The sequence below is a fragment of the Rathayibacter sp. AY1D9 genome (genome assembly GCF_002932395.1).
Taxonomy (GTDB): domain Bacteria; phylum Actinomycetota; class Actinomycetes; order Actinomycetales; family Microbacteriaceae; genus Rathayibacter.
Window position 1 is genome coordinate 1 of record NZ_PSVQ01000010.1, and the last position, 12939, is coordinate 12939.

A 12939-nucleotide genomic window follows, 5' to 3' on the forward strand; every position below is an offset into this window, starting at 1 on the left:
TCCTGCATGCCGAGCACCAGCTGCCCCAGCCCGCGGGCGTCGAGGATGCGGGTGCGCGCGAGCTCCTCCGGGTCGCCGCCCCCGACTCCGAGGCGCCCACCGGCCCCGAGGGCGGCGACCCGCGGGGAGATCGGCCGTGATCCCGCTCGGCCGGGTCCCCGACGCGCACACCTGCTCCCGAGCGGGCTGCCCGCGGACGGCGACGTTCGCGATCGAGTGGCGGAACCCGAGGATCCACGCAGAGGACCGTCGGAAGACCTGGCTGGCCTGCGGCGAGCACCTGGAGTTCCTGCGCGAGTTCCTCCTCGCCCGCGACTTCCCGCTCGAGGTGAAGCCGCTCTACACGGTCGATCGCGGAGCGGAACGATGAGCGGCGACGCGCCCCGTCCCTCCTGGCGCTTCGTCTTCTCGCGACGCTGGTTCGGCTACCTCGCTCTCGCGATCGTCTTCGCCGTCGCCTGCGTGCTGCTCTCGCGCTGGCAGGTCGCGCGGCTCGACCAGGCCGCCTCGACCAACCGGCTGGTCACCGCGAACTGGACCGCCGACCCGGTGGCGCTCGACGGGCTGCTCCCCGCCGACTCCACGTGGGACGACGCGCTCGAGTACCGCCCGGTCGAGGTCACCGGCGTCTACGAGACGCAGGGGCAGACCCTAGTCCGCAACCGGCCCTACAACGGCAACCCCGGCTTCGAGATCCTGACGCCGCTGCGGCTCGACGACGGCAGCGTGTTCGTCGTCGACCGCGGCTGGGTCCCCGTCGGCTCGACCCAGGACTCCCCCGACGCGATCCCCGCGCCGCCCGAGGGGGAGGTGACCGTCGTCGCCCGCCTGAAGCCCGCGGAGGGACGGATCGACGGACGCTCCGCACCGGCCGGCCAGATCGCCACGATCCAGCTCGATGACCTGTCGACGCAGCTGGACGAGCCCCTGCGGACCTCGGCGTACGGCCTGCTGGTCGCCGAGGCGCCGGCGCCGGTCGACGCTCCCCCGCTGGCCGCGATCAAGCCGGTCGCCGACGAGGGCCTGCACATCAGCTACGCCGTCCAGTGGGTGCTGTTCGCCGTCATGGGCTTCGGCGGGCTCGGCTGGGCGATCCGCCACGAGTACCGCATCCGCAACGCCGACGACCCCGAGGTCGTCGCGGCCGAGGAGCGGCGCGAGGAGCGCCGCCGACGCCGCGGCCGCAGCGACTCCGAGGTCGAGGACGAGCTGCTCGACGCCCGCTAGGCGAGCGTGATCAGGTCGAGGTAGTCGGCCGCCCAGTGGTCCTCGGTGCCCTCCGGCATGATCAGGACGCGCTCGGGGTTCAGCGCCTCGACGGCTCCCTCGTCGTGGCTGACCAGGACGACCGCGCCCTCGTAGTGCGCGAGCGCGTCGAGGATCTCCTCGCGGCTCGCGGGATCGAGGTTGTTGGTGGGCTCGTCGAGCAGGAGCACGTTCGCGCCCGAGACCACGATCATCGCCAGGGCGAGACGGGTCTTCTCCCCGCCGGAGAGGACCCCCGCCGGCTTGTGCGAGTCGTCCCCGGTGAACAGGAACGAGCCCAGGACCCGGCGCGCCTCGGTCTCGGTGAGGTTCGGGCTGGAGGAGACCATGTTCTCGAGCACCGAGCGCTTGACGTCGATCGTCTCGTGCTCCTGCGCGTAGTAGCCGATCCGGAGGCCGTGCCCGGCCTCGATCACTCCGGTGTCGGGCTGGTCGACGCCGCCCAGGATGCGCAGGAGCGTCGTCTTGCCCGCTCCGTTGAGCCCCAGGATGACGACCTTGGAGCCGCGGTCGATCGCGAGGTCGACGGCGGTGAAGATCTCGAGCGAGCCGTAGCTCTTCGACAGGTTCTGAGCCTGCAGAGGGGTGCGACCGCAGGCGGACGGGGTCGGGAACCGGAGCTTCGCGACGCGGTCGACCGCGCGGACCTCCTCGAGCCCGCTGAGCATGCGCTCGGCACGCGCGACCATCTGGTGCGCCGCTGCGGCCTTCGAGGCCTTCGCGCCGAACTTGGCGGCCTGCAGCTGGAGGGCACCGGCCTTCTTCTCGACGTTGACCCGCTCCTTCTTGCGGCGCTCCTCGTCGGCGGCGCGCTGGCGCTGATAGTTCTTCCAGTTCATGTTGTAGACGTCGATGACCTGGCGGTTGGCGTCGAGGTAGAAGACGCGGTTCACGGTCTCGCCGACCAGCTCGATGTCGTGGCTGATCACGATGAAGCCGCCGCGGTAGTTCTTGAGGAACTCGCGGAGCCAGACGACGGAGTCGGCGTCGAGGTGGTTCGTCGGCTCGTCGAGGATGAGCGTGCTCGCGTCGGAGAAGAGGATGCGCGCGAGCTCGATGCGGCGCCGCTGGCCACCGGAGAGCGTCTTGAGCGGCTGGTCGAGGATCCGGTCGGGGAGGTTGAGGTTGCTCGCGATCGACGCGGCCTCCGCCTCAGCCGCGTATCCGCCCAGGGAGAGGAAGCGATCCGTGAGGTTGCCGTACTTCTTCATGCCGGCCTCGCTCACGGAGGTGTCGCTGCTCGACATCGCGACCGTCGCCTCCTGCATGCCGAGCACCAGCTGCCCCAGCCCGCGGGCGTCGAGGATGCGGGTGCGCGCGAGCTCCTCCGGGTCGCCGGAGCGCGGGTCCTGAGGGAGGTAGCCGATCTCGCCGCCGCGGTCGACCGTGCCCTTCGAGGCGATGAGGTCGCCCGCGAGGACCTTGGTCAGCGTCGTCTTCCCCGCCCCGTTGCGGCCGACGAGGCCGACCTTGTCGCCGTCGCCCACCCGGAAGGAGACGTTCTCCATCAGGAGTCGGGCGCCGACTCGGAGTTCGAGGTCGTGCACGCTGAGCACAGTGCTGTCCGTTCCCGCCAAGAAATGGCGTTCGGTTCGGGAGGAGTGGGGCAAGGGGCCGCGATGCGGCAGCCCCCTAGTATATTTCCTGAGCCGCGGGGCGGATCCACGTCCGCTCACCGCGGACGCGCTCGCTCCTCGCTCTCGGGCGACCAGGACTCTCGGAGATCACCCATGTCCCCTTCCTCTTCCGCCCTCCCGCGCCCGGTCCTCGCCGACCGGCTCGTCACCCGCTCCGTCGCGACCGACGCCCTGCTGGTGCTCGCGGGTGCGGGTCTCACCGCGGCGATGGCGCAGCTGTTCATCCCGATGTGGCCGGTCCCCTTCACGGGCCAGACCTTCGCGGTCCTCCTGGTCGGCACGACGCTCGGCGCACTCCGCGGCGCGCTCTCCATGCTCGTGTACGCGCTCGTCGGCGCTCTCGGCGCCCCGGTCTTCACCGAGGGCTCGCACGGCTGGGCGGTCCTCGCGGGTCCCACCGGCGGCTACATCGTCGGCTTCGTCCTCGCGTCGATCGTCACCGGGTGGCTCGCCCAGCGGCAGTGGGACCGTCGCGTCCTCGGCACGCTGGTGACCTTCCTCGCCGGCACCGCCACCATTTACCTCGTCGGCCTGCCCTGGCTGGCCGCCGCCCTCGCCTCGCTGGGGCTGCCAGCCGACCTCGGCTCCGTCCTCTCCGCGGGACTCGTGCCCTTCCTGGTCGGCGACGCGCTCAAGGCGCTGGTCGCCGCCGCGCTGCTCCCCACCACCTGGGCGATGCTCTCGCGACGCTCGCGCTGAGCGGTCGCACGGACGCCGAAGGGCCGGGAGGACGATTCCTCCCGGCCCTTCGGGCGTCCGGCAGAGGTCGAGCCGCCCGGTCCTCCTGCTCGACCTCGGTGGGCACCTCCACCGACTCGACCGGCGGGGACGACGACGGCCCCGGACTCCGGAGCCGTCCCGCCCGGCCGTTCCGACTCCACGACGGACTGCGACAGGCTGAAGACGACAGGAACGCCGAAGGGCCGGGAGGACGACTCCTCCCGGCCCTTCGGCGTCGGTGTGCAGCGGCTAGATCGAGAAGCCGAGTGCGCGCATCATGTCGCGCCCGTCCTCGGTGATCCGGTCGGGACCCCACGGCGGCATCCAGACCCAGTTGATCCGGAACGCCTCGACGATGCCGTCGAGCGACTCGGCGGTCTGCTCCTCGAGCACGTCGGTCAGCGGGCAGCCCGCCGAGGTGAGGGTCATGTGGATGACGAGGGCGTCGTTCTCGTCGTCCCAGCCCAGGTCGTAGATGAGTCCCAGGTCGACCACGTTGACCCCGAGCTCGGGGTCCATGACGTCCTTGAGGGCCTCCTCGACCTGGTCGAAGAGCTTCGGCTCGAGAGTGGTGACCGCCATGATCAGACCGTCACCGAGGTCAGGAAGCGGTCGTAGCCCTCGTCCTCGAGCCGGGTGGCGAGCTCCTTGCCGCCCTGCTCGGCGACGCGGCCGGCGACGAAGACGTGGACGAAGTCGGGCTGGATGTAGCGGAGGATCCGCGTGTAGTGCGTGATCAGCAGCACGCCGAGACCTGTGCTCTGGTGGGCGCGGTTGACGCCCTCCGACACGATCTTGAGCGCGTCGACGTCGAGGCCGGAGTCGGTCTCGTCGAGGACGGCGAACTGCGGGGCGAGCAGCTCGAGCTGGAGGATCTCGTTGCGCTTCTTCTCGCCGCCCGAGAAGCCCTCGTTGACGTTGCGCGCCGCGAAGGACGAGTCCATGCGGAGGTTCGCCATCGCCGACTTGACGTCCTTCGTCCACGTGCGGATGGCGGGCGCCTCGCCGGCGATCGCGGTCTTGGCGGTACGGAGGAAGTTGGTGTTGGTCACACCGGGGATCTCGACCGGGTACTGCATGGCGAGGAAGAGGCCCGCGCGGGCGCGCTCGTCGACGGACATGTCGAGGACCTCGACGCCGTCGAGGGTGATCGAGCCGCCGTCGACGTGGTACTTGGGGTGTCCCGCGATCGTGTACGCGAGGGTGGACTTGCCGGACCCGTTGGGGCCCATGATCGCGTGGATCTCACCCTGGTTGATGGTGAGATCGACACCGCGGAGGATCTGCTTGGTCCCCTGCTCGGTCTCGACACTGACGTGGAGATCGCTGATCTGGAGAACGGACATTCAGACTTCCTTCGTGACGGTCGGGTCGATGTAGACGTCGCCGTCGATGATCTCGACGACGAAGACGGGGACCGGCTCGTAGGCCGGGAGGTTCAGCGGGCTGCCGGTGCGGAGGGAGAACTGGGAGCCGTGCGCCCAGCACTCGAGGCTGTCGCCCTCGACGAAGCCCTCGGAGAGCGAGATCTCGCCGTGGGTGCAGGTGTCGCCGATGGCGTGGATCTCGCCGGCGGAGTCCTGCACGACCGCGATCGCGACTCCGTCGACCTCGACCCGCATGGCCTGGTTGGGGATCAGCTCGGAGACCGAGCAGATCATCGCGGCGTTGCTCATGCGGGGACCGCCGCTCCGCGGGAGGAGCCGGTCTGGCCGGCGCTGCCGGCGAGCTCCGCCTCGATCGCGAGCTGCAGGCGGTCCTCGAGCTCGGCGACCTTGATCTGCTGCACGATCTCGCTGAGGAACCCGCGCACGACCAGGCGTCGCGCCTCGTCCTCACGGATCCCGCGGGACTGCAGGTAGAAGAGCTGCTCGTCGTCGAAGCGGCCGGTCGCCGAGGCGTGCCCCGCTCCGGCGATGTCACCGGTCTCGATCTCGAGGTTCGGGATGGAGTCGGCGCGCGTACCGTCCGAGAGGACGAGGTTGCGGTTCTGCTCGTAGCTGTCGGTGCCGGTGGCGCTGTTGCGGATCAGGACGTCGCCGATCCAGACGGTGCGCGCGCCCTCGCCCTGCAGCGCGCCCTTGTAGGTCACGCGGCTGCGGGTGTCGGGGGCGTCGTGGTCGACGTACACCTGCTGCTCGAGGTGCTGGCCGCCGTCGGCGAAGTACAGGCCGAAGAGCTCGCCGTCCGCTCCGCGCTCGACGAGGTGCGCCGAGGGGTTCACCCGGACGATGGAGCCGCCGAGGGTGACCACGATGTGCTTCACCTTCGCGTCGCGTCCGACCCGCACGAAGTGGTTGGCCAGGTGCCGGGCGTCGTCCGCCCACTCCTGCACGGTGACGACGGTGAGCTGCGCGCCCTCGCCGACGAGGATCTCCACGTTCTCCGCGAGGGAGGCCTCCCCCTCGTTCTGCAGCACGACGACGGCGCGGGCGTAGGGCGCCGCCTCGATGATCGTGTGCGCGGCGCGGGGTGCGGAGCCGAGGCCCGAGCGGACGAGGGTGGCGACCTTCTCGTCCTCTCCCGTCACGCGGACGGCGAGGGCCTTCTCGAAGCTCGACCAGGCGTTCGCGGCGGCGCGGTCCTCGGGGAGGCCGGCAGTGCCGATCCGCTGGTCGTCGCGGCCGACCCACGAGACGTCGACACCGTCCACCGGCGTGTGCTCGAGGGGGGCGGGCGAGCCGTCGAGCACGCCGTCGATGAGATCGCCCAGGCGGGCGACGGGCGTCAGCTTCCAGGCGATCTCGCGGCCGGTGACGGCCTCGAAGGCCTCGACGTCGACCGACGCGAAACGCTCGGAGCGCGTCTGCACGGGCGTGAACGCCCCGTCGGAGTGGGCGCTGATGCCCAGGCGCTCAGCGGCGGCCGCGCCGTCGATCTCGGGGGTCGCGGCGCTCGTGGGGACCGTCATCTGGCGGTGGTTCCTTTCGATGGGTGCGGGGCGCCCCGTCCGGGCGCCCCTTCGAGGGGGGAGGCGGGCGTCAACCGACGCTGCCCTCCATCCCCATCTCGATGAGCTTGTTCAGCTCGAGGGCGTACTCCATGGGCAGCTCGCGCGCGATCGGCTCGATGAAGCCGCGGACGATCATGGCCATGGCCTCGTCCTCCGGCAGGCCGCGCGACATCAGGTAGAAGAGCTGCTCCTCGCTGACCTTCGACACCGTCGCCTCGTGGCCGAGCTGCACGTCGTCGACGCGGATGTCGATCGCCGGGTAGGTGTCGGAGCGCGAGATGGTGTCGACCAGGAGGGCGTCACAGCGCACGGTGTTCGCCGAGTGGTGCGCGTTCGCGTCCACCCGGACTTCGCCGCGGTATCCGGCGCGACCGCCGCCGCGGGCGATCGACTTCGAGACGATCGACGACTGCGTGTACGGCGCCATGTGGACCATCTTCGCGCCGGCGTCCTGGTGCTGGCCGGGGCCCGCGAACGCGACGGAGAGGGTCTCGCCCTTGGCGTGCTCGCCGACCAGGAAGATCGACGGGTACTTCATCGTGACCTTGGAGCCGATGTTGCCGTCGATCCACTCCATCGTCGCGCCCTCGTGCGCGATCGCGCGCTTGGTGACGAGGTTGTAGACGTTGTTCGACCAGTTCTGGATCGTCGTGTAGCGCACGCGGGCGTTCTTCTTCACGATGATCTCGACCACGGCCGAGTGCAGCGAGTCCGACTTGTAGATCGGAGCCGTGCAGCCCTCGATGTAGTGGACGTAGCTGTCCTCGTCCGCGATGATCAGGGTCCGCTCGAACTGGCCCATGTTCTCGGTGTTGATCCGGAAGTAGGCCTGCAGCGGGATGTCGACGTGGACGCCCTTGGGGACGTACACGAAGGAGCCGCCGGACCAGACCGCGGTGTTCAGCGCCGCGAACTTGTTGTCGCCCGCGGGGATGACGGTGCCGAAGTACTCCTCGAAGATCTCGGGGTGCTCGCGCAGCGCCGTGTCGGTGTCCATGAAGATGACGCCCTGCTCCTCCAGGTCCTCGCGGATCTGGTGGTAGACGACCTCGGACTCGTACTGGGCCGCGACGCCGCCGACGAGGCGCTGGCGCTCCGCCTCCGGGATGCCGAGCTTCTCGTACGTGTTCTTGATGTCGTCCGGGAGGTCGTCCCAGGTCTGCGCCTGCTTCTCGGTGGAGCGGACGAAGTACTTGATGTTGTTGAAGTCGATGTCCGACAGGTCGGCGCCCCACGTCGGCATGGGCTTGCGCTCGAAGAGCTTCAGGGCCTTCATGCGGCGGTCGCGCATCCAGGCGGGCTCGTTCTTGAGCGCGGAGATGTCGGAGACGACCTCGGGCGAGATGCCGCGTCGCGCGGAGGCTCCGGCGGAGTCCGAGTCGGACCAGCCGAACTCGTAGACGCCCAGGCTCTCGAGCTCGGGGCGGTCGATCAGGATGTCTGACATGTGTACCTCGTTTCCTACCCACTGCTAACCGGTCGGGTCCCGGAGTCATTCCCCCGGGGGTGGCCCGCGGGTGCTCTCCGGCCGGTCGCGCGATCGATCTGATGCGCGGAGCGGATGATGTGCGTCCCTGGATTCCGGAGGTGTGCGTCGGCGCTCCATCGGGCCGTGTGCGGATCACGTGCGCAGGGTGCGTCGAACCGTGACCAGCTTCTCATTCTACCGGCGTCCGCCGTTCAGCGGAACCTCCGCACCTGGGTGTCGGCCGGGCACCGGTGACGTGCCTCCAGACGCGCATGGCCATACCAGTGTCGGTGGTCCGTGATTCGGTTCCGCCATGACGAACGACGCATCGACCCCGATCCCCGCACGACTCGTGACCGCACTGGTGGGCGCCGGCCTGCCGACCGGACCCGCACGGGCGTTCGGCTCTCTCGCCCGCGCGATCGCGGCCGACCTCCCGCTGCGGGCGCTCCCCCGCGTGCTCCTGCGCCTCCGGCGGCACCTGCTCTCCGCCGAGCCGGAGCCCGCGGTCAGGCGGCGGGCTGGAGCTCCTGGGCGGCGTCCCGGCGCTGGGCGCGCACGGTCAACAGCCTCGGGTTGACGTCGAGCAGCACGCGGACCGCGCCGACCCAGATGAGCGCCGAGCCGAGCAGGTGCACCGCGACGAGCGTCTCGGGCAGCGCGGTGAGCGACTGCGCGACCCCGACCAGCGCCTGCAGCACGACGACCACGAGGAAGGCGACCACGCGCCGCCGGGCGAGCTCCGAGCCCGCCGCCCGCGACAGGCGCAGGAGCAGCGCGGCGCCCACGACGAGCACCGCCGTGCCGAGCACGCCGTGGACGACGGTCACGCTCTCCCAGTGGAACTGCATGCGGGGCACCTCCGCGGAGTCGCCGGCGTGCGGGCCGGTCCCCGTCACGAGGGTCCCCACGAGGATCACGAGGAGCGTCAGGCCGACGAGCCCGATGCTGAGCGCCCGCGTCGCGCGGTCAGGCTCGAAGGCCACGGACTGCGAGCGGTGGGCGCGGTGCCACGTCAGTGCGGTGGTGGTGAGGAGGGCGATGGCGAGAACGAAGTGCCCGGCCACGATGTACGGGTTGAGGCCCGAGTGCACGGTCGCGCCGCCCGCGAGGGCGTTCGCGACGACGAGCCAGAACTGCGACCAAGCGAGCCGGGTCATGGTGCGGTCGCGCGGCTTCTGCAGGCGCGCGGCCGTGATCGCCCAGCCCACCGCGACCACGAGGACGCCGGTGAACGCGCGGTTCGTGAACTCGATGAAGCCGTGGATCCCGAGCTCGGGGGTCGAGGTGAGCGAGCCCGGCTCGCACGCCGGCCAGGTGGGGCAGCCGAGGCCAGAGCCGGTCAGCCGGACGACGCCCCCGAAGAAGATGATCAGGATGCTCGCGACGAGCGCCGCGGTGGTCCCCCAGCGCAGTGCGCGCGGACCCAGGGTCACCCGCTCGGCGAGCAAGGAGAACGGCGTCACCATCAGAAGGGCAGCAGCGGGTCGATGCCGACGGCGAGGAAGAGCAGGGTGAGGTATCCGATGGACCCGTGGAACACCCGCATCGGCGAGACGTGCTCGTGACGGATCGCGAGGCTGTAGAGGCGGTGCGTCTCGGCGATGAACCAGACTCCGCTGCCGAGCGCGACCACCGTGTAGAGCACCCCCATTCCGGCGACGGGGATCAGCAGGAGCGAGCAGGCGACGGTGGCCCAGGCGTAGAGGATGACCTGGAGCCCGACGATCGTGCGCCCGCGCACGACGGCCAGCATCGGCACGCCGGCGGCCTGGTAGTCGTCCCGGTACTTCATCGACAACGGCCAGTAGTGCGGCGGCGTCCAGAGGAAGATGACGGAGAAGAGGATGACGGGGGCCCAGTCGAGCGAGCCGGTGACCGCCGCCCAGCCGATCAGCACCGGCATGCAGCCCGCGATGCCGCCCCACACGATGTTCTGCGGCGTCCGGCGCTTGAGGAAGAGCGTGTAGAACACGACGTAGATCAGGATCGCGGCGAGCGAGAGGCCCGCGGAGAGCCAGTTGGCCGTGAGGCCGAGCCAGACGATCGACAGGACGCCGATCGTGGTCGCGAAGACGAGCGCGGCCCGGTCCGAGATCTCCCCGGTCACGAGCGGCCGGTTCTTCGTCCGGTTCATGATCCGGTCGATGTCGCGATCGAAGTAGCAGTTGAACGCGCCCGCCGACCCGGCGCTCAGGGCGCCGCCGATCAGGACGTTGAGGACCAGCAGCAGATTCGGGATCCCGCCCTGCGCCAGGATCATCGTCGGAGCAGTCACCACGAGGAGCAGCTCGATCACGCGCGGCTTCGTCAGAGCGACGAAGGCCTTCACCTTGCGCGAGAGGGTCGTCGGCGACGCCCCGTCCCGCTCGACGGCGGTGGTCTCCACGACTGCGTCCATTGCTCCTCTAACGATTCGATGATCCCGAACGAGTGTAATGCGCCCGTCCGGGAGCCGGGCCCGGCGTGCACGCTTGTCCAATCGGACGCAGACATATGCGACCACGCAACCCCCGGTCAGCGGCGCACCCCCCTCCGTATACTCGGGACTGCTCGCCAGAGCGCCCGGCACGCACCCGAGCCCGCCCGACGATCGTCGGCACGGGGCCGAGAGGGCCGTCGCCGGAGCATCGTGTCGAAGTCGTCATGCGGCGTGCTCCACCATGCGAGAGGGCGGACGGTCCCCGTCTGCCCCACGTCTCGAGAAGGGTCAGTACCAAGTGTCAGAACTGCAATGGGAATCCATTGACGAGAAGGCAGTCGACACGGCGAGGGTTCTCGCCGCGGATGCGGTCGAGAAGGTCGGCAACGGCCATCCCGGAACCGCCATGAGCCTCGCGCCCGCCGCCTACCTCCTGTTCCAGAAGGTCATGCGCCGCGATCCGTCCGACGCGACCTGGATCGGCCGCGACCGGTTCATCCTGTCGGTCGGCCACTCCTCGCTGACCCAGTACGTCCAGTTCTACCTGGGCGGCTACGGACTCGAGCTCGACGACCTCAAGGCGCTGCGCACCTGGGGCTCGAAGACCCCGGGCCACCCGGAGTACGGCCACACCGACGGCGTCGAGATCACCACCGGGCCGCTCGGCCAGGGCCTCGCCTCCGCCGTGGGCTTCGCCTACGCCTCGCGCTTCGAGCGCGACCTGTTCGACCCGGAGGCCGCCGCGGGCACCTCCCCGTTCGACCACTTCGTCTACGTGATCGCCGGCGACGGCGACCTGCAGGAGGGCGTCACCAGCGAGGCCTCCTCGCTGGCCGGCCACCAGAAGCTCGGCAACCTGGTCGTCATCTACGACTCCAACCAGATCTCGATCGAGGACGACACCAACATCGCCTTCACCGAGGACGTCAAGGCGCGCTACGAGGCCTACGACTGGCAGGTCCAGGTCGTCGACTGGAAGAAGACCGGCGAGTACCACGAGGACGTCGCCGAGCTGCACGCCGCGATCGAGGCCGCGAAGGGCGAGACCGACAAGCCGTCGCTCATCATCCTGCGCACCATCATCGGCTGGCCGTCGCCGAAGAAGCAGAACACCGGCAAGATCCACGGCTCCGCCCTGGGCGCCGACGAGCTCCGCGGACTCAAGGAGGTGCTCGGCTTCGACCCCGAGAAGACCTTCGACGTCGCCGACGAGGTCATCGAGCACACCCGCAAGGCCGTCGAGCGCGGCCAGGCCCAGCACGCCGAGTGGGACGAGCAGCTCGCCGCCTGGGCGTCCGCGAACCCCGAGAAGAAGGAGCTGCTCGACCGGGTCCTCTCGGGCGAGCTGCCCGAGGGCGTCCAGGAGGCGCTCCCCGTCTTCGAGCCCGGCAAGGAGGTCTCGACCCGCGCCGCGTCCGGCAAGGTCATCAACGCCCTCGCCGGCGTGATCCCCGAGCTGTGGGGCGGCTCCGCCGACCTCGCCGAGTCGAACAACACGACGATCGAGCGAGCCGGCTCCTTCGTCCCGACGGAGTTCTCGACCCACGAGTGGACCGGGAAGAAGGGCGGCCGCGTGCTGCACTTCGGCATCCGCGAGCACGCCATGGGCGCGATCCTCAACGGGATCGTCCTGCACGGCAACACCCGCCCCTTCGGCGGCACCTTCCTGATCTTCTCCGACTACATGCGCCCGGCGGTCCGTCTCGCCGCGCTCATGAAGGCGCCGGCCATCTACGTCTGGACCCACGACTCCGTGGCGCTCGGCGAGGACGGCCCGACGCACCAGCCGGTCGAGCAGCTGTCGACCCTCCGCGCGATCCCGGGCCTGGACGTCGTCCGCCCCGGCGACGCGAACGAGGTCGCCTACGCCTGGAAGACCATCCTCGAGCGCCGCGAGGGCCCCGCCGGCCTCGCGCTCACCCGTCAGAACATCCCGGTGTTCGAGCGCGGCGAGGGCGACGCGGAGGGCGAGACCTTCGCCTCCGCCGCGAACGTCGCCCGTGGTGCCTACATCCTGGCCGAGGCGCCGGGCGGCACCCCGGACGTGATCTTCATCGCGACCGGCTCCGAGGTCCAGATCGCCGTCGAGGCGCGCGAGGCCCTGAGGAGCGAGGGCGTCAACGCCCGCGTCGTCTCAGCTCCGTCCCTCGAGTGGTTCGAGGAGCAGGACGCCGAGTACCGCGAGAAGGTCCTGCCCTCCTCGGTGAAGGCGCGCGTCTCGATCGAGGCCGGCCTGAGCCTGGGCTGGCAGAAGTACGTCGGCGACGCCGGCCGCTCCGTCTCGATCGAGCACTTCGGCGCCTCGGCCGACTACAAGACCCTGTTCCGCGAGTTCGGGATCACCACCGAGGCGGCACTGTCCGCCGCCAAGGAGTCGCTCGCAGCCTCCTGACCCGAAGGCCGCGTCCACCACGGACGCGGCCTTCGCCGTCGGAGCAGCGGCTCCCCCTCACACCACGCACCACCTACGCAG

12 protein-coding genes are annotated in these 12939 nt (G+C 70.2%); 4 read left to right on the top strand and 8 right to left on the bottom strand.

Annotation, left to right across the window (positions count from 1 at the left end):
- Window positions 1-136 precede the first annotated feature (136 nt).
- Together C5C50_RS06225 and C5C50_RS06230 are read left to right on the top strand one after the other, a co-directional pair.
- On the top strand, window positions 137-370 hold the full coding sequence (locus tag C5C50_RS06225) for a hypothetical protein (protein ID WP_104273115.1): 234 nt from the start codon (window positions 137-139) through the stop codon (window positions 368-370).
- The gene (locus tag C5C50_RS06230; RefSeq protein WP_104250363.1) at window positions 367-1227 is read left to right on the top strand and encodes an SURF1 family protein; all 861 of its coding nucleotides are present in this window, start codon (window positions 367-369) and stop codon (window positions 1225-1227) included. The genes C5C50_RS06225 and C5C50_RS06230 overlap by 4 nt, the downstream gene beginning before the upstream one ends.
- On the opposite strand, the gene C5C50_RS06235 is transcribed toward C5C50_RS06230, so the two are convergent.
- Entirely contained in the window at window positions 1224-2822 is a 1599-nt protein-coding gene (locus C5C50_RS06235; protein WP_104221943.1) for an ABC-F family ATP-binding cassette domain-containing protein, read from the bottom strand. The genes C5C50_RS06230 and C5C50_RS06235 overlap by 4 nt on opposite strands.
- 174 nt (window positions 2823-2996) lie before the next feature.
- Between C5C50_RS06235 and C5C50_RS06240 the strand changes: the two genes are divergently transcribed.
- Entirely contained in the window at window positions 2997-3602 is a 606-nt protein-coding gene (locus C5C50_RS06240) for a biotin transporter BioY (protein ID WP_104232632.1), read from the top strand.
- Between the two features lie 270 nt (window positions 3603-3872).
- On the opposite strand, the gene C5C50_RS06245 is transcribed toward C5C50_RS06240, so the two are convergent.
- From C5C50_RS06245 to C5C50_RS06275, 7 genes are all read right to left on the bottom strand, one after another.
- A complete protein-coding gene (locus C5C50_RS06245; protein ID WP_104221939.1) occupies window positions 3873-4205 on the bottom strand; it encodes a metal-sulfur cluster assembly factor in 333 nt (110 codons plus the stop codon).
- A gap of 2 nt (window positions 4206-4207) precedes the next feature.
- Entirely contained in the window at window positions 4208-4969 is a 762-nt protein-coding gene (sufC, locus tag C5C50_RS06250; protein ID WP_104273116.1) for a Fe-S cluster assembly ATPase SufC, read from the bottom strand.
- Window positions 4970-5299: a non-heme iron oxygenase ferredoxin subunit gene (locus C5C50_RS06255; RefSeq protein ID WP_104273117.1), complete on the bottom strand. Its 330-nt coding sequence runs from the start codon at window positions 5297-5299 to the stop codon at window positions 4970-4972.
- Window positions 5296-6534 carry a Fe-S cluster assembly protein SufD gene (gene sufD, locus C5C50_RS06260; protein WP_104255361.1) on the bottom strand — a complete coding sequence of 413 codons (1239 nt, stop codon included), beginning with the start codon at window positions 6532-6534 and terminating at the stop codon, window positions 5296-5298. The genes C5C50_RS06255 and sufD overlap by 4 nt, the downstream gene beginning before the upstream one ends.
- 70 nt (window positions 6535-6604) lie before the next feature.
- Window positions 6605-8023, bottom strand: a complete 1419-nt coding sequence (gene sufB / locus C5C50_RS06265; protein WP_104273118.1) for a Fe-S cluster assembly protein SufB — start codon at window positions 8021-8023, stop codon at window positions 6605-6607.
- Between the two features lie 530 nt (window positions 8024-8553).
- Window positions 8554-9513 carry a heme A synthase gene (locus C5C50_RS06270; RefSeq protein WP_104273119.1) on the bottom strand — a complete coding sequence of 320 codons (960 nt, stop codon included), beginning with the start codon at window positions 9511-9513 and terminating at the stop codon, window positions 8554-8556.
- A complete protein-coding gene (locus tag C5C50_RS06275; protein WP_104221928.1) occupies window positions 9513-10445 on the bottom strand; it encodes a heme o synthase in 933 nt (310 codons plus the stop codon). The genes C5C50_RS06270 and C5C50_RS06275 overlap by 1 nt, the downstream gene beginning before the upstream one ends.
- A gap of 319 nt (window positions 10446-10764) precedes the next feature.
- Between C5C50_RS06275 and tkt the strand changes: the two genes are divergently transcribed.
- Window positions 10765-12858: a transketolase gene (gene tkt / locus C5C50_RS06280; RefSeq protein ID WP_104273120.1), complete on the top strand. Its 2094-nt coding sequence runs from the start codon at window positions 10765-10767 to the stop codon at window positions 12856-12858.
- Window positions 12859-12939: the final 81 nt, after the last annotated feature.

Coding starts and splice junctions, on each gene's coding strand:
- C5C50_RS06230 (WP_104250363.1), top strand. CDS start 367: ATGAGCGGCGACGCGCCCCGTCCCTCCTGGCGCTTCGTCTTCTCGCGA.
- C5C50_RS06240 (WP_104232632.1), top strand. CDS start 2,997: ATGTCCCCTTCCTCTTCCGCCCTCCCGCGCCCGGTCCTCGCCGACCGG.
- C5C50_RS06245 (WP_104221939.1), bottom strand. CDS start 4,205: ATGGCGGTCACCACTCTCGAGCCGAAGCTCTTCGACCAGGTCGAGGAG.
- sufC (WP_104273116.1), bottom strand. CDS start 4,969: ATGTCCGTTCTCCAGATCAGCGATCTCCACGTCAGTGTCGAGACCGAG.
- C5C50_RS06255 (WP_104273117.1), bottom strand. CDS start 5,299: ATGAGCAACGCCGCGATGATCTGCTCGGTCTCCGAGCTGATCCCCAAC.
- sufD (WP_104255361.1), bottom strand. CDS start 6,534: ATGACGGTCCCCACGAGCGCCGCGACCCCCGAGATCGACGGCGCGGCC.
- sufB (WP_104273118.1), bottom strand. CDS start 8,023: ATGTCAGACATCCTGATCGACCGCCCCGAGCTCGAGAGCCTGGGCGTC.
- C5C50_RS06270 (WP_104273119.1), bottom strand. CDS start 9,513: ATGGTGACGCCGTTCTCCTTGCTCGCCGAGCGGGTGACCCTGGGTCCG.
- C5C50_RS06275 (WP_104221928.1), bottom strand. CDS start 10,445: ATGGACGCAGTCGTGGAGACCACCGCCGTCGAGCGGGACGGGGCGTCG.